24 protein-coding genes and 1 tRNA gene are annotated in these 23,855 nt (G+C 48.4%); 10 read left to right on the top strand and 15 right to left on the bottom strand.

Annotation, left to right across the window (positions count from 1 at the left end):
* Window positions 1–9 precede the first annotated feature (9 nt).
* Complete coding sequence (locus tag QGP82_RS33285; RefSeq protein WP_499062167.1) at window positions 10–528, bottom strand: M67 family metallopeptidase; 519 nt, start codon at window positions 526–528, stop codon at window positions 10–12.
* Window positions 529–599: 71 nt separating this feature from the next.
* Window positions 600–1,949 (bottom strand): UDP-N-acetylmuramoyl-tripeptide--D-alanyl-D-alanine ligase, encoded by a 1,350-nt coding sequence (locus QGP82_RS33280; RefSeq protein WP_499062165.1) that lies wholly within the window; start codon window positions 1,947–1,949, stop codon window positions 600–602.
* A 514-nt stretch (window positions 1,950–2,463) separates the two neighbouring features.
* On the opposite strand from QGP82_RS33280, the gene QGP82_RS33275 reads away from it, so the two are divergent.
* The 3 genes from QGP82_RS33275 (at window position 2,464) to QGP82_RS33265 (ending at window position 5,736) form a co-directional block, all read left to right on the top strand.
* Entirely contained in the window at window positions 2,464–3,762 is a 1,299-nt protein-coding gene (locus tag QGP82_RS33275) for a Sll1247 family protein (RefSeq protein WP_163663638.1), read from the top strand.
* Between the two features lie 324 nt (window positions 3,763–4,086).
* Window positions 4,087–5,121 (top strand): hypothetical protein, encoded by a 1,035-nt coding sequence (locus QGP82_RS33270; RefSeq protein WP_499062163.1) that lies wholly within the window; start codon window positions 4,087–4,089, stop codon window positions 5,119–5,121.
* A gap of 48 nt (window positions 5,122–5,169) precedes the next feature.
* Window positions 5,170–5,736 (top strand): TIGR04376 family protein, encoded by a 567-nt coding sequence (locus tag QGP82_RS33265; protein ID WP_163663635.1) that lies wholly within the window; start codon window positions 5,170–5,172, stop codon window positions 5,734–5,736.
* 16 nt (window positions 5,737–5,752) lie between these two features.
* Here the strand turns inward: QGP82_RS33265 and QGP82_RS33260 are convergent, their stop codons facing one another.
* The 6 genes from QGP82_RS33260 to QGP82_RS33235 all read right to left on the bottom strand — a co-directional run bounded on the left by QGP82_RS33260 (window position 5,753) and on the right by QGP82_RS33235 (window position 9,527).
* Window positions 5,753–6,904 (bottom strand): cysteine desulfurase family protein, encoded by a 1,152-nt coding sequence (locus tag QGP82_RS33260; protein ID WP_499062161.1) that lies wholly within the window; start codon window positions 6,902–6,904, stop codon window positions 5,753–5,755.
* 4 nt (window positions 6,905–6,908) lie between these two features.
* Window positions 6,909–7,289: a DUF4359 domain-containing protein gene (locus tag QGP82_RS33255; RefSeq protein WP_163663631.1), complete on the bottom strand. Its 381-nt coding sequence runs from the start codon at window positions 7,287–7,289 to the stop codon at window positions 6,909–6,911.
* Between the two features lie 152 nt (window positions 7,290–7,441).
* On the bottom strand, window positions 7,442–7,573 hold the full coding sequence (locus tag QGP82_RS33250) for a hypothetical protein (RefSeq protein ID WP_348917925.1): 132 nt from the start codon (window positions 7,571–7,573) through the stop codon (window positions 7,442–7,444).
* Window positions 7,574–7,788: 215 nt separating this feature from the next.
* A tRNA-Gly gene (locus tag QGP82_RS33245) sits at window positions 7,789–7,859 on the bottom strand.
* Window positions 7,860–7,991: 132 nt separating this feature from the next.
* Complete coding sequence (locus QGP82_RS33240) at window positions 7,992–8,858, bottom strand: hypothetical protein (protein WP_163698793.1); 867 nt, start codon at window positions 8,856–8,858, stop codon at window positions 7,992–7,994.
* A gap of 168 nt (window positions 8,859–9,026) precedes the next feature.
* Window positions 9,027–9,527: a redox protein gene (locus tag QGP82_RS33235; protein ID WP_163698791.1), complete on the bottom strand. Its 501-nt coding sequence runs from the start codon at window positions 9,525–9,527 to the stop codon at window positions 9,027–9,029.
* 115 nt (window positions 9,528–9,642) lie between these two features.
* Here QGP82_RS33235 and QGP82_RS33230 point away from each other — a divergent pair, with 115 nt between their 5' ends.
* The 3 genes from QGP82_RS33230 to QGP82_RS33220 all read left to right on the top strand — a co-directional run bounded on the left by QGP82_RS33230 (window position 9,643) and on the right by QGP82_RS33220 (window position 12,595).
* Window positions 9,643–10,503, top strand: a complete 861-nt coding sequence (locus QGP82_RS33230) for a LysR family transcriptional regulator (RefSeq protein ID WP_006517655.1) — start codon at window positions 9,643–9,645, stop codon at window positions 10,501–10,503.
* Window positions 10,504–10,722: 219 nt separating this feature from the next.
* Window positions 10,723–11,649: a pentapeptide repeat-containing protein gene (locus QGP82_RS33225; protein ID WP_499062158.1), complete on the top strand. Its 927-nt coding sequence runs from the start codon at window positions 10,723–10,725 to the stop codon at window positions 11,647–11,649.
* Window positions 11,650–11,734: 85 nt separating this feature from the next.
* On the top strand, window positions 11,735–12,595 hold the full coding sequence (locus QGP82_RS33220; protein WP_499062157.1) for a pentapeptide repeat-containing protein: 861 nt from the start codon (window positions 11,735–11,737) through the stop codon (window positions 12,593–12,595).
* Here the strand turns inward: QGP82_RS33220 and QGP82_RS33215 are convergent.
* From QGP82_RS33215 to QGP82_RS33185, 7 genes are all read right to left on the bottom strand, one after another.
* Window positions 12,573–12,791: a hypothetical protein gene (locus QGP82_RS33215; RefSeq protein ID WP_163663621.1), complete on the bottom strand. Its 219-nt coding sequence runs from the start codon at window positions 12,789–12,791 to the stop codon at window positions 12,573–12,575. The two genes, QGP82_RS33220 and QGP82_RS33215, sit on opposite strands and share 23 nt — an antisense overlap.
* Window positions 12,792–12,805: 14 nt before the next feature.
* Window positions 12,806–13,288: a thioredoxin domain-containing protein gene (locus QGP82_RS33210; RefSeq protein ID WP_163698785.1), complete on the bottom strand. Its 483-nt coding sequence runs from the start codon at window positions 13,286–13,288 to the stop codon at window positions 12,806–12,808.
* Window positions 13,289–13,303: 15 nt separating this feature from the next.
* Window positions 13,304–13,897 (bottom strand): hypothetical protein, encoded by a 594-nt coding sequence (locus tag QGP82_RS33205; RefSeq protein ID WP_163663617.1) that lies wholly within the window; start codon window positions 13,895–13,897, stop codon window positions 13,304–13,306.
* A gap of 149 nt (window positions 13,898–14,046) precedes the next feature.
* The gene (locus QGP82_RS33200) at window positions 14,047–14,712 is read right to left on the bottom strand and encodes a Tll0287-like domain-containing protein (protein ID WP_163663615.1); all 666 of its coding nucleotides are present in this window, start codon (window positions 14,710–14,712) and stop codon (window positions 14,047–14,049) included.
* Window positions 14,713–14,785: 73 nt separating this feature from the next.
* A complete protein-coding gene (locus tag QGP82_RS33195; protein WP_348917924.1) occupies window positions 14,786–15,535 on the bottom strand; it encodes a cytochrome c3 family protein in 750 nt (249 codons plus the stop codon).
* A 56-nt stretch (window positions 15,536–15,591) separates the two neighbouring features.
* Window positions 15,592–16,233: a cytochrome c3 family protein gene (locus QGP82_RS33190; protein WP_163663612.1), complete on the bottom strand. Its 642-nt coding sequence runs from the start codon at window positions 16,231–16,233 to the stop codon at window positions 15,592–15,594.
* Window positions 16,234–16,254: 21 nt separating this feature from the next.
* On the bottom strand, window positions 16,255–17,244 hold the full coding sequence (locus QGP82_RS33185; protein WP_163698784.1) for a globin family protein: 990 nt from the start codon (window positions 17,242–17,244) through the stop codon (window positions 16,255–16,257).
* A 710-nt stretch (window positions 17,245–17,954) separates the two neighbouring features.
* Between QGP82_RS33185 and QGP82_RS33180 the strand changes: the two genes are divergently transcribed.
* The 4 genes from QGP82_RS33180 to QGP82_RS33165 all read left to right on the top strand — a co-directional run bounded on the left by QGP82_RS33180 (window position 17,955) and on the right by QGP82_RS33165 (window position 23,819).
* On the top strand, window positions 17,955–19,766 hold the full coding sequence (locus QGP82_RS33180; RefSeq protein WP_163698782.1) for a cytochrome c biogenesis ResB family protein: 1,812 nt from the start codon (window positions 17,955–17,957) through the stop codon (window positions 19,764–19,766).
* Between the two features lie 90 nt (window positions 19,767–19,856).
* Entirely contained in the window at window positions 19,857–21,539 is a 1,683-nt protein-coding gene (locus tag QGP82_RS33175) for a cytochrome c biogenesis protein (RefSeq protein WP_499062154.1), read from the top strand.
* A 70-nt stretch (window positions 21,540–21,609) separates the two neighbouring features.
* Window positions 21,610–22,086, top strand: coding sequence for a QcrA and Rieske domain-containing protein (locus QGP82_RS33170; protein ID WP_163698778.1), 477 nt, complete (start codon window positions 21,610–21,612; stop codon window positions 22,084–22,086).
* A gap of 50 nt (window positions 22,087–22,136) precedes the next feature.
* Window positions 22,137–23,819, top strand: a complete 1,683-nt coding sequence (locus tag QGP82_RS33165) for a hypothetical protein (RefSeq protein ID WP_499062152.1) — start codon at window positions 22,137–22,139, stop codon at window positions 23,817–23,819.
* The last annotated feature ends 36 nt before the right edge of the window (window positions 23,820–23,855 follow it).

The raw sequence follows: 23,855 nt of genomic DNA, 5'->3' as shown, positions 1-23,855 counted from the left end.
TTTCAAGTTTCAGGACGACAAGCGCGGCATTCGATCCTTTGCCGCAGAGGCTGGCACAATTTTGAATGGTTCAGGCTGAAATTGATGATTGTTATCTAGCTGCCAGTTGCGGATATCCACAGCGATACCATTACGGACAGACACAATGATGTAGGCATAAGCAGGCCAAGCCAGATCGCGATCGCACTGCGACGGCACCGCGTCAGCATCAGTATGCGAATGATATACCCCAATAATGCTCAGGCCTTCTTCCCTAGCCTGGCGCTGGGTTTCAAATAAATCTTTGGGATCAATCCAGTAGCGTCGCGTTTTTGTCATCGCCGCCGAGTCACCCTGGCCTCGTTCAGCCAGAGCCACAGCAACATCAGCAGACCACGCATTATCCAATAGAACTACATTCGCTAATGTCTTTTGGTCGGTTGCAGCGTCAAATGTCCCCACTAGCAAACCGCACCCCTCATGGGGATAGGCTTGCTCCGCATGGGTTTGTATGCGTTCAATATGCTCTTGTGTAAGGATCAGAGCCACAACCAGATGAAAGTGTCAGATTTTTTATTGTAGAGCAGATTCTGTGACCCTTAATTAATATCCTTAACGATCTAAGGCTCAAGTAATGGCTTCACCACCTTATCCATTTCCACTGAGCGTGATGCTTTGAACAGTAACCGATCGCCTGGCTGAATAAATTGCTGTAGGCGCTGTGTTAAATCAGTATGGCTCGTAAATTGCTGATGGGGTATGGCTCCAGCCCCCGTTGCCATTGCCGCAGCTTCAGCAGGGTCCGCCAAGATAAATAGATGATCGATACCTAACGTTTGGACCACTTCGCCGATGGCCTGGTGCAGCTCTACAGACTTGTGCCCCAACTCTTTCATGGTGCCAAGAACGGCAATATGGCGCTTTCCTGGCTGATCTTTTAGTAACCTTAGGGCCGCTTTCATGGACTCAACACCAGCATTGTAGGTTTCATCCAGCAGCACAATGTCATGGGCCAGCTCATATCGTTTAGCCCGACCTGCGGGCATATTGACATCCAGGCCTTTGGTTAAACCAGACCAGTCAAGGTTTAGGGCCTGAAGAGTTGCGATCGCACTTAAATAATTCAGCGCATTGTGCTCACCTGCTAAGGGCAATGGCAGCACCTGACCATCTACCACAACCGTTTGCCCCTGAAACTGACCATGGACATCGCCACCAGTTAAGCCATAGGTAATGGTTTTACCCGACCAAACCCGAGCCGCCGTCTCCATCAATCGGAGGTTATCTTGATTGAGCACAGCAATGCCATCGGGCCGCATATTGGCCAGTAGCTCGCATTTAGCATTTGCAATTGCTTGTTCGGAGCCTAGCCGCCCAATATGGGCCGTACCCACATTCGTGATCACAGCCACATTGGGCTGAGCTATCTGCGTCAGCACGGCAATTTCCCCGGGGCCTCGCATCCCCATTTCCACAACGGCATAGTCATGCTCGGGGGTGATCTCCAAGAGTGTCTTGGGTACACCGATTTCATTATTAAAATTGGCACGGGTCTTATGGACGCCCCCATGTAGGTCCAGGGCTGCTGAGATCAGTTCTTTTGTCGTCGTTTTACCCACAGAGCCAGTAATGGCTACCACGGGTAACCCTAATCGCTGACGCCACCAGCGGCCTATGCGTTGGTAAGCCACCAGGGTATCTTTTACTTCTATACGGGGCACCTCAGCCGTAATCACACCTTGGCGAGTGATGGTTGCGATCGCACCAGATGCCAGTGCCTGCTCGACAAACCTATGACCGTCAAACCGCTCACCTTCTAACGCCAAAAACAAGTCATCGACCTGGATGGTGCGAGTATCTGTACTGATATGTCCCACCATCTGGTCTAGCTGAGTAGGCCTCAGAGTGTGTCCGACCAATTCGTCATCAAGGGCATCTAAAAGCTGAGAAACGGCAGCAAAGCTAGACATAACAGTATTGTGAGAAATTTAAGCAGGCTCTGTTTCATCAGCACTGTTTCATCAGCATTAGTTATGCTAACCACATATAGGCTTGATGAAGAAAGTTCTGTGAATTTACAGAAGCTTCAGCAGAGACGGTGCAGTCGCATCCTATCTGAAAATCCCTGTGGGTTAAACTAGTAAGACGTTAGTCTATTGTGGGGAAGAACACGAATCTAAACTTAGGGGGATGTTAGTCTCAGTTTGCGCCGCTGTAGACCCGTAGATCAAACCTACCAATGTGCCTCCGTTGAAACGCTTGTGATTTAAGTTAAACCTTCGACCATTTCAGCTTTAAGTCTAGTTATGCTGCTAGATTGCCCCCTCTTCAGCATCTCTCAAGGTCTTTTGTAAGTTTTTATGCTGTCTTAGGTCATCAGGAGCAGTTAGACTTAAAAATAAGTTTGTCTGTAGTTTCGATCGCCGCAAGTTTTCCCTGTAGAAGTTTGTCTTTACATAAGGTGTATTTGCTGAGGTTTCACTGGTGAATGTCCAATCAGGCTACTCGCAATCTGATTATGGTGCGCGATTAGTTAGTCCACAGGAACAGGTACTTTACGATCATTGGCTTGGCTGTGTAGATTCCGAGCGACCTGATGTACTAATTAATCGCTTCAACACGTTATTTATCGACGGTACTGGATATGGTGATTACCAGGTAGTCACCAGTCTCGATAAGATTCTGCTGGACTCCCATGCGGATATGTATTTCCACCATATTCTGAATCGTTGCTGTCATATTCTGATCAATCGATGGCAGAAAAACCGAGATCATCAGCCAGCCATTGCGGAACTCGTCAGTCTCTTTGAATATGCTCCCAGCCATGCCGTCCGTGAGGTGTCGAGGGCACGCTCCGTGCGTCGTTTGAGAGAAATTGTGTCTCAGTTTAGAAAAACTGAGCAATACCTCATGCTCAAGCGCTTGGTCCAGGTCATGGAACGAGACAGTGACCCTAGCTTGCGCGCTCGTCAACCCCTAGGCACTCTAATTGGTCGCTACCCATATTTATATGAGCATTGTTTGCTAAGTGAAGAAAGCCCTAAGGAGCAGCAAACCCACGTACGACGGATGCAGCACCAGGCTCAAAAGAAAGTGGAGTTGGATCTGTCTCAGTACGTAAACTACCGTGTACGCCGCTCACGACTGAAGCGAGAGGGGCTCTTAGAAAAACAAGGCCAATGGTTACGACCATCGAATAATCCCACATTACTTAGCGATCGCGAGCTGGTTGACTCCCTACAGCAGTTCTCTGGCAGGGATGCCCATGGGCGTACCTATAATGACTTAGCCCTCAAGTTTCGTAGCCAATGTTGCGAGACAGCATCCTTCAAGTCGTTTAAGGATGATTTTTACGAATATTTGGTATCAGGTGTCGACCCTGCCTATGGGCGTCAGCACTTCAATAATGCTCTGTACCAGAATCTAAAAGATATCTATCCTGAAAATGATAATCAACGGCTTAATGACTTTTTGCTAGTGCGGACATGCTCTAACTTGTTCAACTTTTTAGTCGTTGACCCTGCTGGTTCCCACTCTCACTTTGTTTTCATTGATCTGATCAATAATCTGGGTGCAACCCTGACAACAGGCCTATTACTCAGAATTTTGCTGTTGTGCCGCAAGGTTAAGCCTTACCTAGAGCGTCGGTTGTCCACATTGTTTAATCACTACGAGTTAGCCAAGCAGGATTCTGTCGGCTGGCTAGTGAAAATTCTGGAGACCTTGAATTTAGCGCTGAGCTTAACATTTGGCCATCTGGATATATCCCATACATTTGCGTAGGTATTACGTTGAAAAATAACTGCATTCGCTGGGTATCATGCGCAGTACATGCAGTTATTTTGTTGCACAAATATAAACAATTGGCGCTGAATACGTTAATGTGCATTATTCGTCTCAAGCAACCAAGAGCCGCTGCAAGTCTTCCAGTGCAAGGGTTTTGTGCATATTATTTATATAATGCGTCAGAATATTTTCTATAAAATCGAAATTTTCCTTTTCAGTTTGCTGTATACTCTGCTAACTTTCTAGGCATCTTGCCTAAGAACAATCGGCTACTGTTGGTCCGTCCGTAGCCCCCCACTGTCAAATCGTACATGTCAAGTTATGAGCCAATCTAGACAGTCCAATGCCGCAGCAGCTGCCCCTGCAGGCACGTCCCAAGAAGCTGACACTTTGGTCGATGCTTATGCTGAAGATTTGATGGATGAAATCTTTGAGGATGTCGACCGCATTTTGGCGGGTGAAGAATCCGCTATTTATGCAGATCCTGGTATTCAAGCCTCTCAGGGAACACAGTCTTTGCTGAGCGATCAATCGGTTACAGTCCCGGCGATGATTGTGCCCATTACTGCTACCCAAGCAGTAGAGCAGAGTGCTAAGGCCACAACCACAGACACTAAAACTAGCTCAGCTAAGTCTGACAAACCAAAAATATGGTCTAGCAAGCGATTCAGCAAGAAACGCCTGGGCAATTTTATGCTGGGTGCATTGTGTTTATCAGGTTTAACTGCCGCTGGTATCTGGTGGATGCGACAGCAACCTAATGTGCAAACAGCAGATTCCTCAACTGCCCCAGCTGCCCTCCCAACGGCATCAGAAGAGGCTGTCTTACCTGCCATATCCCAGGAAACTGCTTTTGGTGAATACCTCAAGCGGTCGCTAGGGGTGATCCGGGGTGAGCGCAGTGCTCAAACTGAAACCCAGTCCCCTGGTGCCATTGCTACAGTACCTGGCAACCTATCTGGCAATCAGGCGGCAGCAGGAAAACCTTCCAACAATGTGATTGAACGTGTCTTTGTTCCCCTGTTACAGCCTGGTTCAGGGAACAATCAAGGTTCACCTTCCAATGTTGTGACATCACCGTCTTTACCTGCTCCCAACGGTGCAAGCACTGAGTCGCCCAACACAACAGCGACTATTCCGAACATTTCTACTGCCAATACTTACGAGCTCGTCGGTGTGCTGGAATTGGGAGAGCGCTCGGCAGCTTTGTTTGAAGTCAATGGCACATCACAGCGAGTCTATATTGGTGAAACCATTGGCAGCAGTGGTTGGAGCATTGTATCAATTAGTAATGAAGAGGTCGTTGTTAGACGTAATGGTGAGGTGCGCTCCATCTACATTGGTCAACAATTTTAAGTACACTGGGCTTGATGGTTGATTGCATGGTGTCGGCATAGCAAATATATGAGCATATTTGATGATTTCAGCCGCTTTTTGGAGACCCGTTTAGATGAGTTCCTCAAAGCCCACCCTCATTTAGAGATGATGGCTCTTGAGGAACAACTACGGGGTCAAGAAGAAGATGCGATCGCTACATTAGCCACCCTCAAACGTCGTGAAGCCGAGCTGGAAACAGCTGTTCTAGATACCGCTAAGGATATTAAGCGTTGGCATGAACGTATTGCTAAGGCAGAGTCTGCCCAGCGCCTTGATTTGGTAAAGCCTGCCAAAGAACGGGAGGCAACCTTGCTGCGCCAGGGGAATCATTTGTGGGGCCAGATGAAGAGCATCAAGTCACGGCTGGCAGAAACTCAAACCCTGCAACAGCAAATCCATGCTAAGCGCCAGGAATTGAAAGCCAAAATTGCCACGGCCCAAGCTGCTGCTCAGACACCTCCCAGGGATTCTAGTACTACCGGTTGGCATCGCAGTCCATTCCAATCCAAGCCGCTGGATCCGTTAGAAGAGAGCTTTCAGCGTTGGGAAACTGAGGCGGAACTGGAAGAATTAAAACGCCAAATGGGTAAGTAGGCAGGGATTAAGCTTTCTACAGAGATCGTAGTGCCTGCACCGTTTCGACAACCGCTTGACCCACCTGCTGAATCTCTTGTTCAGTGGTAAAGCGGCCTAAGCCAAAACGTAGGGATGCGTAGGCTAGCGGATCGCTGCGCCCCAGAGCCTTAAGCACATGGGATGGGGCCGTGCTCGCTGAGCTACAGGCCGAACCTGAGGAAAGGGCGACAACTGACTGGAGCCCCAGCAATAGGCTTTGGCCGTCTACACCGCCAAAGCTCATGTTGAGATTGCCTGGGAGTCGCTGGGTGGGATGGCCGTTGAGATAACTGTCTGGCAATGGGTTGAGGTGGGTTAGGAGTTGCGATCGCAACCCCCTTAACCGCTCACGTTCTACAGCCATCTCTGCCGTAGCCAGCTCAAGCGCTTTGGCAAACCCCACAATCTGTGGTGGATAGAGTGTACCCGAACGCATTCCACGCTCATGACCACCGCCGTGGAGTTGAGCCGCCAGATTTACCCGAGGATGACGTCGTCGCACATAGAGAGCCCCAATCCCTTTTGGCCCATAGACTTTATGGGCCGTCATCGACATCAGATGGATATTCATCGCCTGAACATCCAAAGGTACTTTACCAATCGCCTGGGCCGCATCTGTATGGAACAAAATCTCTCGCTCTTGGCATAGAGCCCCAATCTCTTTCAGCGGTTGCAGCACTCCAATTTCATTATTAGCCGCCATGACCGAGACCAAAATAGTCTCTGGACGAATTGCCTTTTCTAATAAGGGTAGAGACAATAAACCATCAGGCTCTACGGGCAAATAGGTCACTTCAAAACCCAGGGATTCTAAATAGCGGCAAGGGTCTAAGACTGCGCTATGTTCTGTTTGCACCGTGATGATATGTTTGCCATGGCTAAAATAAGCTTCCGCAACACCTTTGATGGCTAAGTTGTTAGCCTCAGTAGCACCACTGGTGAAAACAATCTCTTCTGGTTGTGCATTGATGCTATGTGAGATAGTTTCACGACTTTTTTTAATAGCAGCTTCAACCGGCCAACCATAGTGATGGATGCTGCTAGGATTACCAAAATATTCTGTAAAAAATGGCAGCATTACCTCAACAACCCGTTGATCAGCGGGTGTTGTAGCATGGCAATCAAGATAAATCGGAGAGCCTGGCATAGGATTATCCCACGGTTTGTTGAATAGGAATAAATCGGTTGAAAATTCCTAGTATTCTCACCCGCACCGCTGGAATTTCTGTCGTGTATAGGCTAAAGACCCAAAAGTTTTGGCGCTGAGTGTTGTCTTCTATAAATTCCGTAAGATCCTCTTCTCCGATGAGGGTTCCATTTTCAATGGCCGTCTCACAAATATTACCAAGGGCTTTACCCAAATCCCCTAACCAGTCATCAAGTTCGTCTGCCTGGCAAAATGCCGCGCGGGCTTCAGTTTGTAGGGTTTCCGCTGCAAATGTATTGTACTGCTCTTGACCTGGGTTAGTCGCGATCAGCACGGCTGCCAATGCGCCTAACCCTACTATTCCTAGAAACGCTTTGACTTTCATTGATCTTTAGTAGAGTCCTGGTAATTATGGTCGTCCTACCGTTCTAACATAAGCAGGTCAATGAACATGGGTTAGATTATTTACACTACACATCATCCCAAAGTTTCAATAGCTTCATGCACGGTCGGTGAAGAAGATGGCCCATGACTTACTCATGCAACCTGTGATTGAGACTCAAACCAAATAGCCGTATAAATTTGGACTGTAGTGCAGCTATATTCGTGGGCAATGTCTTCAATCGAGTCGCCTGCATTGTAGAGTTCGTCAATTATTTTTGTGGGCACACCACCAGTTCCAGCTACGATCAGAAACCTGTTGTTTACTTTTAATTTTCAACGCTGTGTCAACAACATGCATCCAAACAACAATTTTTCTGGAGAGTTGCTTGAAGTGTTATGGAATATCAACGCTGTACTGATTCAGTGTTTAACATTCATCTCTTAGATAGCGTTAGCTCGAAACTAACAGACACCTGATAACTGAATATTTAGATTTTCAAAGCGGGTGGGGGGAATCGAACCCCCATCATTAGCTTGGAAGGCTAAGGTTTTACCACTAAACTACACCCGCAAGTTCAAGCATGTGCTTGACCAGCGTGACAGCAAGCATGTGCTTGACCGGCTTTACTTTGAGCATTCGCTCAACCAGCTTTGCTAGGTTAACACAGTTTGCCATAAGAAAGCTGGTTGAAAATCAAGGTTTTTATCCTGGGGAGAATCGTAATGTGAGCTGCATTCGATCGGTAATGATGGCTTGCTGGCCAGTGTATGCAGGCGCAAATCGGATCGCAGCAGGATTCACGCTGAGGGCATGGGTGAGTAAGCAGCTGGCAATTTGTGCTGACATCGTGTCCTCATCAGGCGGGGCAAAAACCTGGATAACAGAGCCATCGGCTGCGATCACCAATCCCAACGTGACCTCGCCAGCCGGTAAGGCATTATTACACGTGTGATCAGTCACGCTCAATGCAGAGGCACTCTGCAACGTAGGCAAAACATCTGGCCAATCACCTGGGGTGCCAGGCGGCACAGTCGAGGTGCCGACAATGCTGATGGCAATTGCGCCATCACCTATTGCGGACTCAGGGTTTTGGGGCTTTTCGGTGTCGTGGGTCTGGTGATCTGAAGCTGGTGGATTCTCTGTAGTAGTTCCGTCAGAGCTTTCAGTGCCGTTGTTTGGCTTGGTGGTGGGGTTCTCAGAAGGATCGGTATTTACAGCCTCTGGTTCAGGCTTTTGAGCTAGACCGTTTTGTGGCGGAGCCTGCTGTGCTAATCCCTGATTCTGGTTAGTCGGCTCAACCGCTGGGTCTTGGCCACCAAGGGCATTGGGCTGTTGTAAGGGGGCTTCAGCTGGAGGAATGTCTGGTGGTGGACTGTCAACGGCAGCAACTGGCATATCCCCTTCACCCACCAGGGTCACCGGAATGGTTACAGAATTATCAGGGGGCGCATCCACCTGTAAAATGACCGGTAGGCTCGCGACTAAAGCGCCAACATGTAATATCAACGATGCACTGATGAATGCTGGCCAGGGCAACTGGGTTAACTGTGTGAAATTGGTTTCAGCCATAGATGCTCCCCACGCAAGTAGGTTATGCCTCTTAAATTAGAGGATGTGCGATCGCATTCCCCTATCACTGGCACACTTTCCTAAGTGGAAATTGCCTGAATGTCTATCATAAAAGCGTCTACCGATGGTCGATAGACGCTGTAGGAATTTGAATTTTGCATGGGAGTGCTACGCAGCCAACGGCGGCGCAACCATTTCCTTTGAGGGAAACCCATGGTCCATGGGCGGCAACCCAGAGGCAAGTAAAGCTCGCAGTTTCGGAATTTCAGCACTGTTATAGACTCGAAACTCACTGTGCACAGTGGCAGCGGCCTGACGTACTGCTTGATTAATCACAAGGGAACCCTTGGGGTCCGACTCGGACCGATGGAATGTGCCCGGTGGAATCCGCAAAATATAGGCATTTTGCTCAAGGCGTACCCGATGGAACGGATAGTCCCAGCTAAAGTTAACCAGATAGAACGTCCGTCCCCCAGACAGTGCCAACAGATTATCTTCTTGGCGCGGGTGTAAATAAAATTGCCAATCACCGGTTTTAGTGCTGTGGGGGCTAATGGCAGGGCCATCGTGAAACACTAAATCACGGGCATTCGACTTGGGGACTGTAATGTCAAAAAATTGAACGCTAGGAGTATCTCGAAACTTTTCGAACGGATATAGTTCAAACATAGAAATTAAACTTTGCTGCTTAAGCGTGATGATGCATTTAAGCTAACGGCCTCCATTTGAAGGATCAAATCGCCCAGCGGAAAGTATCTATGCGCTAACCGAATAGATTCTATTGATGAACATTTCCCAACTTCAAGTGCTCGTGACCATTGGCAAATGTGGCAGTTTTTCGGATGCGGCCATGCAGTTGGATATGTCTCAGTCGGCGGTTAGTCGTGCGATCGCATCCCTCGAAAATGAACTCAATGTCCCCTTGCTTGTGCGCGGGCGCATGGGGGCCAAGCTCACCACCATTGGCGCACGTGTAGTCAGCCATGCAAAACAGATTTTAGAATTGCGTGAATCGATCGAATACGAAGTCAATCTCGAAAAGGCTCTCTACAATAGCCGTCTACGTATCGCCTCTTTTCGGAGCGCCTCCACCCACATTCTGCCACCTAAAATTGCCGAGTTTCAACGGCACTACCCACGGGTAGAAGTGAGTCTGGATGAATTTGACCCAGCCGGTGTAGAACAAGCACTACGGTCTGGCGGCGCAGACTTGGGGTTGCTGCCTTTACCCCGCTCCGAAGACTTTACAACCTGGGAAATTACTCGGGATGAGTATGTAGTACTCCTTCCCAAAGCCCAACATCCTACAGCCAAGCCCATTACTTGGGATGAACTGTCCACCCGCTCTTTTATTTTGCTTAACTATGCCGAATGCACCACCGCAGTCAGAGAACATTGGTCACGCTGGCAACAGCCATTGAAAGTGGCCTACAACGTTAAAGAAGATTCCACCATTGTGAGTATGGTGGCCCAAGGCCTGGGAGCCGCTATCTTACCGCGTTTAGCCGCCATGCCCATTCCTGATACGGTCGACAGTTGTCCCCTGCCTGTCCCCCTAGAACGGGTGATTGGCGTCGCTATCTTGGCTAACGTGCCACCCTCACCGGCTGTCACCAGGTTTTTAGAAGTTATGAAGAACAGCTAAGGAACACTCTGAGGAGGCCACGCCATGAGCATGACCTTAACAACGTTAGTGAGATTAAATCGAAGCTAGAACAGCCATAGCCTGACAATGTCATCAAATCTAGACAAATTAGGCCTAACAATTCTTAATTCACAGGGAATCAGATAAAACTGTTGTGTATTATACGGTTATCAAGATTAAATTGTTGCTTCTGATACCGCAGTAAGGATTTTTGGCATTATGGCTCAGCTTACCGTTAACGAAGTGCTCTCCAAGATTAGCCATCAGCAATCGTTACGTCGAGCTGAGCTGAGCAAGATAGATCTGGGAGGAGCCGCACTGGACCGAGGGAATTTTGCCCATGCGTATCTACGGCAAGCAAATTTGACCGGTGCGTCCTGTGAAGGTACTGACTTTTCAAAAGCCACCCTAGTTCTGGCGGTACTTTCAGACGCTCGCTTTGCTAAAGCCCGATTGGATGCGGCTGAATTGACCCGTGCTCGTTTAGAGCGGGGGATTTTCCGTGAACTACAGGCACCTAAAGCCAAGTTTCATGGCGCGCATCTCACTGAAGCTGATCTATCATTTGCCACGTTGACCCAGGCCGATTTATCCAATGCCATTGGTCATCGCACCCGCTTCAGTTGGGCAAATCTAGTCAAGGCGCAGCTAATTGATTCTGACTTTAGCGAAGCGGTCTTTGAAGGCGCTAATCTGACTCGCAGCAACTGGCATCGTGCAACAGTGCGAGGCGCTAATTTTCAACAAGCTGACCTGGAGGCCGCTCGGTTGCGCGCAGCTAACTTGAATGGCGCTAATTTAACTAAAGCGAACTTGCTCAATGCCATTCTGGAGCAAACACAGCTAGACGGTGCTGTATTGATGGCAGCCCAAGCTGACTGGGCAACACTGAATGGAGCCAGTTTAATTGAAACTGACTGGACTGATGCCTCTATGATGGGTGCTCAGCTAGAGGGGGCAAATTTTGCAGGCGCTAACTTGGCAGGGGTGAACTTGCAGCAAGCAAATCTTGAAAATGCCAACTTGACAGCTGTTGATTTTACCGATGCTCAAGTCGCAGGCGCTATTTTTACTGATGTACAGGGATTGACTGAGGCTCAGATTGTCTGGCTCAAGCAGAGCGGGGCACTAAATTTGCCTGGTTAAAAATGCTACACCACCTAATGTAGAGTGCTACAACATAGGTGCTTACGCAGTGGGGAGAGTTGAGTTGTTTCACCTCTTCAAGGTTATGGATATCCTCGCTTTCTGGCAGCAATATCACCAAACTGAACGCAGCTTTGTTGGTATTCGTTTGTACCAAGCTAATTTCTATCAGGCTAATCTAAGTGGCTTAGATTTTAGCCGCAGTGATTTATCTAAAGCTAGTTTTATTTGGGCTGATATCAGCGGGGGCATATTGGTAGCTACCAACTTGCAAAACACGGTCGGCATCTGGCTACAGGGATTATGGGCTGACTTAACTGAGGCTGATGTTTGTCACGCTGATTGGAGCTGTGCCAACCTAACGGCAGCAAAGCTAGACCGGGTGGATTTTGTCCTAGCTAAGCTGACTGGTGCAACCTTGTGTGAGGTATCTGCTCAAGATTCTAACTTTTCAAACGCTCAGCTCTGGGGAACTTTGGCCACAAAAGCTGATTTTAGTGGCGCTTGTTTACATCAAACCAATTGGGCAACAGCTCGACTGATGGGGACCCAATTGGTGACAGCCGACCTTAGCTGGAGCAATCTTTCACAAGTTTTGGCCACAGAGGCCAATCTGACATCTGCAAACCTAGAAGGTAGCGATTTAAGTGACGCAGATTTCACAGGGGCATGCTTTAGAAAAGCTGACTTAACAGCTACTAATTGCCAGGGAATCTGTCTACAACGGGCCAACCTACAGCATGCTGATTTACGGGGAGCTGACTTAACAAACGCCAATTTATCAGGAGCTGATTTAACTGGAGCCAATCTCAAAGGTGCAAACTTGACCAACATCCTACAGACCGATGCCATAGGAATTACCAGTCATAGTAAAGTTCCTACAGAATGGCCACCTGATGCGCGTTGCCATAGTGCCCAACTCTTCAAAAATCGGGCTTTTCAATAAGGCAGAAAAAGGTTAGAGCAGCTGTACAAGCGAGGGTAGCTGCTGCCGATGCGTCACACCCTAGCGCCTGCATTGGAAAGTAAAGGCAAATGGCCAGAACGCCCGACAGGCCAGTGGGGGTAGTCAAAAATTCGAATACCTCTTGGGCTGCTTCTAGAAATTCTAATAGTTTGAGAAATCGATCTAATAATGTCATAGCTATATCATTCCCTATCCAAGCAACTGGTCAAAAACATTCGCGAGGATGGGTTTTGGCACTTTGCCAACCCATGTTTTGACCTCATCATGTTGGGCATTGAGCAGCGTGAACTGAGGGACACCAGATGCACCATAGTCTGAAACTTGATTCGCCCATTGAGGATCATCAATGTCTAGCATAACAAAGCTAATGGTATCGCCATACTGCTGATGTAGATCAGCAATCGCAGGGGACATGCCCTGACAGGTCGTGCACCAGTTAGCGTAAAACTCGATGAATGTAGGGTTTGGAGATGCGATCGCAACTTCATAGGGCGTCGCCTCAGCTGCCATCGTTTTTAAGGTCATCAATCCTGAAAGGGGCGTAAAACTGGTCGTCGTTGCCGCCGGACGCGTAATCAATAGGGTCACCAAAATCGCTACCAAAATCGCAATCATGGCACCCACTAATTTGATTGACGAGCCAGTTGCACCGTCCTTCGTCGTAAAAACCATCAACTCACTGTCCCCTTAGCGATAGTAGTAAGCCAGGAACACATGCACCCCCAGCATCAATATAAAAACACTGACTAGAAAAATATGGGTAGGCAGCCAAACAGCCCGCATATTGCGGATCAATGGCCCCTTCGTCATCACTAAATCTTTATTCCCTGGTACACCAAAGAATTTACGTGGTGACTCAAGTATTCCTGTTTCTGCCACTACTCCTACAAGAGCAGAGAGGGTAACTGCAAAAAACACCCACAAAAATAAATAATTGAAATTAAGGCCAGTAGCCCCGATGGTATGGACAACTACAATCGCTAATAGACCCACGCCCAGGAAAATGTGCACACTCCGCCACAACATCACAGAACCAGGCAGTTTAATCTTACCGAGCCAGCTCCGACCTCGCTTACGTAGCGATAGCAACATTTCAAAGACAACAAATGCTAGAGCAACATAGCCTGTCACCTGCTTGTAGATTTCTCCACGGATAAACTGATGAAGCTCCACCGAACGATCCCGTAGCGCATCCAAATAAATCGGACTGATCGCAAAGGGCAACAATAACAAAGCACTCGCCAGTGTCAATAAAATTAGCGTGGAAAATTTAGGCTTCATTACCCCAAGGCAACAAACAGCAACAGTAAATAAACAACATTAGGGATAGAACTATTCGTGCAACCAACACAACTACCCCTAATGTTAGAAGAGCCTCTTAAAGACGCCCGCTAAAGCTGTGTCAAACAACCGTTATGCCAAAGGGCAAACTAAGAAGCAGGCATGCTTTCAACAGGAATGTTAATAACAACACCACCCATCACTTCACCCATCTCAAACTGCTTGTCGGGATAGCGTTCAAGGTGAATGGGGTGGGTGTTGTGGCAAGTCACACAAGCTTCAGCAACGGCTTTATCGGGGTACATTGCCGAGAAATATGCTTGACCACCCACTTCTTGATAATCTTTATAGGCCTCACCACTGGCTTCCATTTCCTCTAGAGCAATTTTTTCAAAGTCACTCTTAGGTCCATGATTGTCGTTGATATACCAAGTAGAAATCAAGTTATAGGTAAAGTAACCAGATTCATTGGCAATCTCAGAACCCAGGCGGAACATCTGTGCAGGCAGAGGGATACCATCAGTTTGCTGCCAGCCTTCAGTAGATTCAACGTCAAGTACACCCTTGTCCTTAGACTTACCCTCAAGGGTTTTTACACGGTTTACTACGTGCTTGGTGTAAGCAGTACGATCCGCTGCTAGCACAGTGTGAATGTAATCAGCAACAAGATCAGGGGCAATACTAGGACCTGTCGCAGTTGCTACGGTGGAAGAAGCACCACCACTACAAGCAACAGCAGTAAAGCAAACTGCAGCGGCTAAGCCCAGTAACCCAATTGTCCTAGCGCGAATGCTCTGAAACCAATTTATCAACATATTAGTCATCTCCTGGTACATCCGGATATTTCAATCTTGTTCACGACAGAGGATTCTGAACAACAACCATGCGCTATTCAGAGGCATTGCCCGATCTCCTTGCCTCAGCAGCCTTCATCATGTCAAAGGTCTCCATTTCAAGGGTTGGAGGTCGGTCAAAATTGGCTTCGACCAGCTCAGGGTCGAAAATACTGTTATAGCTATACTCAAGGCCGTGACAATTCATGCACACATCCCCCACCATGCGATCCTGTGGTTTGAGATTGTATGTATTGTTGTGATTGACCTTGACAGTAGTACTATCATCTTGGCCATGGGGCACACGGGGTAAATGACAAGTAGAACAACTCACAGCACCAGGTCCAGGGCGAGGAAGCTGCTGACTCGCTGAAAACAACTCAGCATGCCTGGAATTTTGATAATTCAGGGAATGGTTGTCGTTATGACAGGTTAAGCATGCATCCACTGACGCTTCCACCGTGTTAGCAGAATGCACATCATGACAAGCATTACAGGTCATCTGCTTGTCCATTGCATCATGCTTCATAGGTAGTCTGGCCATCGCCGGGGTTAAAGGCGAATCACCTTCTAGCAGACGGACACCATGCTTACTTAGTAAGAATGTATCCACCGCTTGCTCGTGGCAAGATTGACAGGTCTCGTGATTAGGAGCTGCCAGAAACTCTTTAGTCTCACTATGCTGATGACAGCTGGCGCAATTCACATCGTTAAGAGCATGGGCGCTGCTTTGCCACAGACTATTAATATCACTTAGCTCCTGCTCTGTCGTCGCTCCAGCTATCTGACTAGGAGCAAAACTCACTAGCAGTATCAATCCAAAAAGCACGAGAGAACGCAGCAGCCTAGATATCTGACACATCATGAGCCACCTCCCAAAAACTCTTTGCTGAGGTTAGGCTCAGGGGCTGCTTCTAGGGATGTAGTCACCACCCGATCAGGGACCTCCTGAACAGGCAACATCTCTGGCGCTCCCATGTTCTGTCGCAAAAAACCCGTTGATACCGTGCTGTGATCATGATAGTTGTGACAACCTGCAGTCCAGCAACCGTCCGGAGCAAATCCTTCATGACTCTTGAGCTGTGTCAGGGTCAGCTCCTCATGGCAAGCCATACACAAATCAGGTTGCAGATTCACTCCCCGACCAAACATGTGCACATGCTCATTGTGGCAAGCCGTACAGGTCAGTACGTCAACTCTCTCTCGATACTCTGCCCAGCGGGGGTCTCGAAATTTTTTCACCCCATGCAAATCATCAGCTAGCTCGGCCCCATGACAACGGGTGCAGGTCTCATTACTAACGGGTTTAAACCCTTCATGACAAGAAGCACAGGACGCCTCAAAGACATGATGCCCTTCAGAGGTTTCACCAGGTAGAAAAACCTCTTTCTTATCTAGAGCAAACGCTGCTGAAACCCACACAAGCAAAATAACCAAAGCCAGAATGATGCCTGTCTTGAGGGAGAATACGTTACCTAGTCTTTGCTTAAAAGAGCGTGCCATCAAATCCCTAAGCAACCACCATTAAAGCAACACCATCAGTAGAATGACGAGGGCCGCCGCACCGCCGCCGATAATGCCCGCCGTTGTTCCCGCACCAATACCTTCTGGCACCTCAGTTGGCACAGCTGCTACAGATTCCAACTGAATATCCTGCTGATCGTAGTCAGCTCCTTCAAGCATCAGCTCAGTGATGGCACCGTATGCACCAACCCAAGCATCCTTGACATCAGATGTCCAGGCATCACCTGCATATTGCTCCAGAGTCTTCAGCAAACTATTCCCCACCAAAGGATAGTGAGCAGGCAGAGCACCATACTTAACATGACGTGCCCCTAAGCCCTTTAAGGCTTTGCTCAAAACATCTGGCTTACGTAGGTTTTCAACCACCATCACCAGACCACCCTTAAGCATTTGCTTCTGCTTGGCCATATCCGTGTGCTCAAATAAGGGGCGAGCATCTGGATAATCGGTAAACAGATGCTCGTAAAATGTCGATACTAAGTCATCGGCCTTAGGAGCAACCAACGCAAAGCTTTGTTCGAGCAGCTCTACATTGAGACCACCCTCTTCGGCAGGCGCACTTTCTAATGCCACTTCTTCCTGTGTATAATCAGCTCCTTCAAGCATTAGCTCAGTAATCGCTCCATACGCACCGGCCCAAGCTTCTTTGAGATCCGATGTCCACGCGTCACCGGCATATTGTTCAAGGGTTTTCAACAAACTGTTGCCCACCAGCGGATAGTGCTCTGGCAAAGCACCATACTTGACATGACGAGCACCCAAGCCCTTAAGCGCATTACTCAGAACCTCCGGCTTCCTGAGATTTTCAATAACCATCACCAGAGCACCTTTAAGCATCTGTTGCTGCTTAGCCATATCTGAATGCTCAAACAATGGCTGAGCTGCTGGATAGTCTGTAAAAAGGTTGTTATAGAAGCTACCTACAAACTCATCGGCTTTGGGCTTCACAAGTTCGAAACTCTGCTCTAACAACTCAACGTTTAAGGACATTCCTGTTAGTCTCACTTCAACAAGTTTTCGTCACAAGCATTGTTTCAAGGAACCAAAAAATGCCATGCACAGATGCTCGGAAAGCACAAAGCATTCCAACAAATCAACTAAATGCACTGAAACAAGCTAAGTGATGATTGTGGGGCTCGATTCCACAGATGCCTTTTCAGAGCACCCAAGGCAATCAAAGACAAATACAGCGTCATAAAACCAAATGCCTGAGACCAGCTTCGGCAGTAACAAAGCTTTATGTCTATGGATCGGTATCTGCGTATTTGACTATCACCGTATTGCGATCACAACTATTTTTTTGTGGCTTCAGATACCAAAATGACAGCTAAATCCCTTTAACGCATCTGATATTTGCAAAAATTGAATCCATCTTGCTTTTGGAAAATAATTTTGGAAGACAACATTTTTTCATTTAAACTAAAACTGCCAAAACTCTTTATTTAAGAAGCTTTCACACTTCTATTCATCTCCACTCACATATGTTTTTTGAGTTCTAAATAATTACGAAAATAAGTTTTCATTTGCGTTTATCGACATAGATCGATTCGTTTTTTGAATAATATCGGTCGCGATGATAAGAAACAGAGATTTTCTGTGCCTATGTATACAAACAAGACATCAAATCACGGTGAAGATTGTCAAATGTTGTTGTTTTATCGACAACCCAGCAATGTGAGTAATCTGGTAATTCCTCGCTTATGACCTCTGCCGTGGTTCAATTTATAGGTTCGATTAGACTAGCTGTTCCCTTGTTGGTGATTATTGGCTCTGTTCTTATCGGTGCAACATTTTATGAGTCAGAGGTAGGGTCAGCTGTTGTTCAGCAAGAGATTTATAAGAGTCCATGGTTTGGGGGTCTAATATTTCTCCTAGCCATGAATCTAAGTCTTTCCACATTACTCCGTTATCCCTGGAAGGGGGCTCGTAAAGTTGGCTTTGCCATTGCTCACTGGGGTTTGGTGGTGATTATCGCTGGGTCAGCGGCGGTTATTCATTTAAGTGTTGAAGGCATGCTGTTGGCACGTACAGACGGTGGTCCTGTTAGTACCTTGCGGGTGGAGGGTGACCTGTTGGAAGTTGCCGCCCTTGGTCAAGAGACACAGCAGGCATCCTTATTCATTAAGGACAATGGCAGTGTTGTTCCCAGTCACCTAGGAGATTTATCTCTACTGGGCTATACCAATCACGCCATTAAGACGGCTCACTTTACAGATGGCGCAACCATTGACAATCCAGCTGTAAGACTGTCTCTCAGTAGCGATCGCATGGGTCAAACCCTGGAGCGTTGGCTAGCGGTTGCTCCGGCGTCCTATGATCGCATGGATATCGGGCCTGCTGAATTACAAATCATCCAGGTGCACTCTGGTCAGGAGCTGCAGCAAGCGTTAACCATGCCTTCTCCAGGCAGTAATGCTGTCTGGGGCACATTGACTCTTAATCTCCCAGACATGACTCAAACAGTAGATGTGAAATCTAGTGTGAATCAAACCATCATGCTGAGGGATGTTGAACTCGCCATCAAAGATTTTTGGCCTGATTTTCGCCTTGATGGTGATGGCAAGCCAGAAACTGTAACGCAGCAGCTGCGAAATCCAGCTGTGCAATTGGAGCTATCGATGGGTGATGCAACTGAGCGTTGGTTTATCTTTGGCAACCCAGCGTTCGAACCCATTCGTGCACAGTTGTCCGGAGACACCCCTTTGGCTGTGGATATCAACTACGAAATTTCAGCTAATGCGCAACCGGATGCCTTCTTTAAAGTCGTTGTAGATAAAAAAGGTGAACTGCATTATGCGGCCAAGTCATCTAAAGGCTTTAAATCTGGTCCTCTTGGTTTAGGCGAAGCAGTGACACCCGGCTGGGCAGATTTTGAAATCACCCTTGAAGATTATGTGCCACAGGCACGAATTGAGCGAGATATTGTGCCTTTACCAGAAGGTTCCGAAGGTGGGGAACCCGCTTTGCAGGTTGCAACTGCAAATGGCCAGACAGCTTGGGTGCCATGGGGTGAGCCAACCACGATTACAACCCAGGCAGGCGACTTGTACGTAGCCTTCAGCCCCAAGCTGATGCAGCTACCCTTTGCCCTTAAACTCAATGACTTTATCGTGGAGCGCAATGAGGGGAGCGAGTCTGTGGCCATGTGGACAAGTCTGGTTACACTGATGGAGCCACAAACCGGTGAATTGACAGAACGTCGAGTGTGGATGAATCATCCTACGTGGTTTAAGGGGTGGAAAGTTGCTCAGGCATCGTGGAATCCGGGTGATTTAGCCCAGTCTACGTTGCAGGTTAAGCGTGAACCCTGGTGGGTGACAGGCCTGACTTGGCTGGGTTCACTCATGGTGACCCTGGGCGTAGCCATCATGTTCTACGGTCGAGCTGTGGCTAAAAAGCTGAAATTTGTGGGTGACATCTTAGGGGCTGCTGAAGATAACCAAGATGTTGGTACCAAACAGATTCCCATTTTTAACGTTTTCTCTAATGGTGCAGGCAAAACCGCTACATAGAGGAAATAGTTATCTGCATCATCCTATCTGTATCAAAATAGGGACTTAAGTCCCTGTGATTCGAGTATCCGCATTCATAAGTCACATCCCATGAAACTTCTTAAATTTGCGATTGGTTTATGCCTTGGGCTATTGCTGATTGTTCTGCCCATCAGTCAGTTTCAGCCGTCCGCCCTGGATAGCCTACAAACCATGACTGTGCAGCAGGGTGGACGCAAAAAGCCACTGGATACCGTTGCGCAGGAGACTGTTGCCAAGATTCATGGGGCAACGACCTATAAACACGATGGCGTTCAGGAAAGTGCCATGGAAACCTTTATGTCTCTTTGGCTTAACAATCGCAACTGGAACGAAGAGCCGTTTGTGTTGGTCAGCTATCGTCCCCTAAAGGAGCTAGCGGGGCTGGATGTGGAGCAGAAGCATTTCTCCTTTGAGACGCTGATGCGCAACCAACCGTTGGGAGATGTGGTTAGAGCGGCCCATCGTAAGCAAATTGATGATGAGGATTTGACTCGCGACGAACGGGAAGCCCTGACCATCGAGGACCGGTTGCAACTAATGCTGAGCATGGTGAACGATGATGCGATCGCAATCGTTCCTCACCCTAATGATATCAAAGGCAAATGGGTGGGCATCAACGAGGCTCAAACCCTTTACGATGCAGAATCTGTGGCTCCGCTGCTAGCCAACTTCGCCATTATCAAGCAGACAATTTTGTCGGGCACCGATCATCTGCCCATGCTTGCTCCCATGGCCCAGTCTCTCAAAGCTGGACTGGCCGCCCTTAGCCCTGACGTTTATCCCCCAGATGGTGTGATGCGACGGGAGGTATTTTTCAACCACTTCCATCCTTTTGCCAAGGCCTGGCAGCTCTACGGCATCGCTTTTGTCTTAATGCTTGTGGCTCTGTGGGTACAGCCTTTTAATCTGTACTGGACGGCCATTGGCACCTTTGTGGCCGGTGTCGCTGTGCAAAACTTCGGCTTTTGGCTTCGGATGCAAATTGCCGGTCGTCCTCCTGTGACCAATATGTATGAATCAGTGGTATGGGTGGGCTTTGGGATTGCAGCCATCGCTCTCATGTTCGAGCTTTTGCATCGCTCTAAATACTATTTGCTGGCTGCCGCTCCCCTGTCTGTGGTGTGTTTAATTTTGGCCGATAGCCTACCCGCTGTGCTGGACCCCAGCATTTCACCATTGGTACCGGTACTGCGGGATAACTTCTGGCTGAGTATTCATGTGCCCACTATCGCCCTCAGCTATGCCAGCTTTGCCCTGGCCTTAGGGTTAGGGCACGTAGCCCTGGGCAGCTATCTGTTTACCCCCAATGCCAAGTCACGCATTAAATTGCTGTCTCAGCTCAACTACCGGGTGCTGCAAGTGGGGGTGCTACTGCTGACCGCTGGCATTATCCTTGGCGGTATTTGGGCCCACTTCTCCTGGGGGCGTTTCTGGGGCTGGGACCCTAAGGAAACCTGGGCGCTGATTGCATTGCTTTGCTACCTGATACCCCTTCACGGTCGTTTAGTCGGTTGGATTGGCAATTTTGGCATTAGCGTGGCCAGCGTGGTGGCCTTTAATGCCGTGCTGATGGCTTGGTATGGCGTCAACTTTGTTTTGGGGACTGGGCTACACAGCTATGGTTTTGGTACCGGCGGTTCCGAGCTGATGATTGCTGGAGTCGTCGGTTTAGATTTACTGTTTGTGCTAATTACTGCCATTCGTCATCAAGGTTGGCTGAGTGGCATGCAGACAGCCGAGACCCGTACCTAACCAACGGTATTGCAGAGGTATCCATAGGTGCAGGGTCAGGCTTTAAAAACCAAAGGAGAGAGGACTTTATATGAAACGTCGTGAGTTTGGCAACCTGTTTGGGTTGGGGCTGTTGGCTACATCTTTGCCGATTGCGATCGCAGCCTGCAATCCCACAGAAACTACCTCTACAGAAACCGCCGATGCACCTGATGCCACCACAAAGGCACCGGCAGCCATTGATGAAACGCCTAGAGAAGATGGGTTTGCCGCCCTCGGTAAAGTGGCCGATTTAGATGCCAATGGCTATTTAGGCAAGAAAAGCTTTATTGCTGGTCCCGTAATTGTTATTCGTGACCCAGCGAATGCCGATAGTCTGATCGCCCTTAACTCCATGTGCACTCACCAGGGCTGTAGCGTCGAGTGGAAAGATGACGCTTTTGCCTGTCCCTGCCATGGCTCAAAATTCAACACTGACGGCAGCGTGGCCACCGGTCCTGCCACCGACCCCTTAGCCTCCTATGAGGCGATTATCGATGGCGATTTGGTCCTGGTGAAAGCCACCTAAGCTGGGCGCAACACTAGTAAGATGGGCCTGACCGATTTTCTGGTGATACCTTGAAGACTATTGCGGCCTGGATCAATCAACACGGCCTCCGTTCCACCCCCAAAAATCAGCGTATCTGGTTAGCAGCGAGCCTGATTATTGCCACGATTTATGGCATTTTGTTCTGGCGAATTGCCTTTGCGGGGCCGTACACCATTGCAGACGACGGTCGGCAGCACCTATTTTGGATGCTGCGTTATGTTGATCCTGGCCTATTCCCAGACGATATTATTGCCGACTATTTTCAATCAGTCGCTCCCGGTGGTTATAAGGCTCTCTATTGGCTGGGTGCCAAAGTAGGACTGCATCCATTTCTATTGAGTAAACTGCTGCCTCCCGTTTTGGGCGTCATCGGCACAGCCTATGCCTTTTACCTGGCCATGGCCATTATCCCTGTGCCGCTAGTCGCGTTTACCAGCACGATTATTCTCAATCAATCCCTGTGGATGTGGGATGAACTAGCCTCCGCCACCCCTAAAGCCTTCAACATTTTGTTGATTTTGGCCTTTTTACTGTATGTAGTGCGGCGACAACTTGTCCCTTGTGCCATAGTGCTCGGTCTCCAGGGATTGTTTTACCCCCAGACTGTGTTTGTCTCATTGACGCTGTTAGGGCTACAGGTGATCTGGCCGCCACGAAAACCAGATGCTTGGAAGTTTTTGGCTGTAGGTCTGGCAGTGGCTAGTCTTGTATTGTTACCCTACGCCATGGGCACCTCACCCTATGGCCCTGTGGTCACCCTAGAACAAGCCAGGGGCATGGCGGAGTTTCAACCCGGTAGTCGTAATGCTTTTTTCTATAACAACCCGCTGAGATACTGGTTATTTGCTGCCCGCAGCGGTCTGCTACCGCCCGTTGTTCCTGTCACCATTTGCGCTGCATTATTGTTGCCCCTGCTCTATCGACTGCGGCTGCCCCTGCTAAAAACAGCCACCCGCAACGGTGCTATCCTTCATCAGCTATGGCTTGCCTCAGTCATCATGTTTTTCGCCTCCCACGCCCTCCTATTTCGTCTGCACTTACCTAGCCGCTACAGCCGCCACAGCATTAAAATCATTTTCTCTCTAGCCGCCGCCATAGTATTAGTGACGCTATTAGACGCAGCTCTCCGACGTTTGCATCAGTCTCATTTATGGCGGCAGGGAGTCGCTCTCAGCTTGGTAATTGGCTTTACTGTAATTACCGTAGGTTATCCGGGTTTACTCAACAGTTTTCTCAATGTGGTGTATGTGAACTCGAATCGCACCGCACTCTATGGGTATTTACAACAACAGCCCCGCGATATTCGGATCGCTTCTTTAGCGAAGGAAGCTGAGAATATTCCAGCCTTTACAGGTCGTTCAGTGCTTGTCAGCCCAGGGCATAGTTTGGCCTACCACCAAGGCTATTACAGCCAAATTCGATCTCGTATTTTAGACTTGATGGCCGCCCAATATAGCCCAGACCTATCCAAACTCCACTCAGTTATTACTGACTACGGTATTGATTTTTGGCTGATCGATGAGAACTCGTTTAATGCCGATAATATGCCACGCCAGTGGCTACGACAGTTTGACGCAGAGCTATCATCAGCCATAGAACAGCTACAGCAACAACCCTCTGCCTTACAGCAACTCACACCTGCCTGTACCGTAGTCAGTGATCAAGGTAAAACGCTGCTTTCAGCAGATTGTATACTTCAAATTCAGGGGTGACCGATCATGTAATCGTCTTCATTTACAAAAGATCGC

Source organism: Leptothoe sp. LEGE 181152 (assembly GCF_032906605.1).
Classification (GTDB): domain Bacteria; phylum Cyanobacteriota; class Cyanobacteriia; order Phormidesmidales; family Phormidesmidaceae; genus Leptothoe; species Leptothoe turfae.
The sequence above is the reverse complement of the archived record's forward strand: the minus strand, read 5'-3'. Positions and strand labels throughout refer to the sequence as shown.

Bases quoted from the DNA above. Each gene is read 5' to 3' on its own strand.
- QGP82_RS33280 (WP_499062165.1), bottom strand. From the start codon at position 1,949: ATGTCTAGCTTTGCTGCCGTTTCTCAGCTTTTAGATGCCCTTGATGAC.
- QGP82_RS33270 (WP_499062163.1), top strand. From the start codon at position 4,087: ATGAGCCAATCTAGACAGTCCAATGCCGCAGCAGCTGCCCCTGCAGGC.
- QGP82_RS33265 (WP_163663635.1), top strand. From the start codon at position 5,170: ATGAGCATATTTGATGATTTCAGCCGCTTTTTGGAGACCCGTTTAGAT.
- QGP82_RS33260 (WP_499062161.1), bottom strand. From the start codon at position 6,904: ATGCCAGGCTCTCCGATTTATCTTGATTGCCATGCTACAACACCCGCT.
- QGP82_RS33255 (WP_163663631.1), bottom strand. From the start codon at position 7,289: ATGAAAGTCAAAGCGTTTCTAGGAATAGTAGGGTTAGGCGCATTGGCA.
- QGP82_RS33240 (WP_163698793.1), bottom strand. From the start codon at position 8,858: ATGGCTGAAACCAATTTCACACAGTTAACCCAGTTGCCCTGGCCAGCA.
- QGP82_RS33235 (WP_163698791.1), bottom strand. From the start codon at position 9,527: ATGTTTGAACTATATCCGTTCGAAAAGTTTCGAGATACTCCTAGCGTT.
- QGP82_RS33230 (WP_006517655.1), top strand. From the start codon at position 9,643: ATGAACATTTCCCAACTTCAAGTGCTCGTGACCATTGGCAAATGTGGC.
- QGP82_RS33225 (WP_499062158.1), top strand. From the start codon at position 10,723: ATGGCTCAGCTTACCGTTAACGAAGTGCTCTCCAAGATTAGCCATCAG.
- QGP82_RS33220 (WP_499062157.1), top strand. From the start codon at position 11,735: ATGGATATCCTCGCTTTCTGGCAGCAATATCACCAAACTGAACGCAGC.
- QGP82_RS33215 (WP_163663621.1), bottom strand. From the start codon at position 12,791: ATGACATTATTAGATCGATTTCTCAAACTATTAGAATTTCTAGAAGCA.
- QGP82_RS33210 (WP_163698785.1), bottom strand. From the start codon at position 13,288: ATGGTTTTTACGACGAAGGACGGTGCAACTGGCTCGTCAATCAAATTA.
- QGP82_RS33205 (WP_163663617.1), bottom strand. From the start codon at position 13,897: ATGAAGCCTAAATTTTCCACGCTAATTTTATTGACACTGGCGAGTGCT.
- QGP82_RS33200 (WP_163663615.1), bottom strand. From the start codon at position 14,712: ATGTTGATAAATTGGTTTCAGAGCATTCGCGCTAGGACAATTGGGTTA.
- QGP82_RS33190 (WP_163663612.1), bottom strand. From the start codon at position 16,233: ATGGCACGCTCTTTTAAGCAAAGACTAGGTAACGTATTCTCCCTCAAG.
- QGP82_RS33185 (WP_163698784.1), bottom strand. From the start codon at position 17,244: ATGTCCTTAAACGTTGAGTTGTTAGAGCAGAGTTTCGAACTTGTGAAG.
- QGP82_RS33180 (WP_163698782.1), top strand. From the start codon at position 17,955: ATGACCTCTGCCGTGGTTCAATTTATAGGTTCGATTAGACTAGCTGTT.
- QGP82_RS33175 (WP_499062154.1), top strand. From the start codon at position 19,857: ATGAAACTTCTTAAATTTGCGATTGGTTTATGCCTTGGGCTATTGCTG.
- QGP82_RS33170 (WP_163698778.1), top strand. From the start codon at position 21,610: ATGAAACGTCGTGAGTTTGGCAACCTGTTTGGGTTGGGGCTGTTGGCT.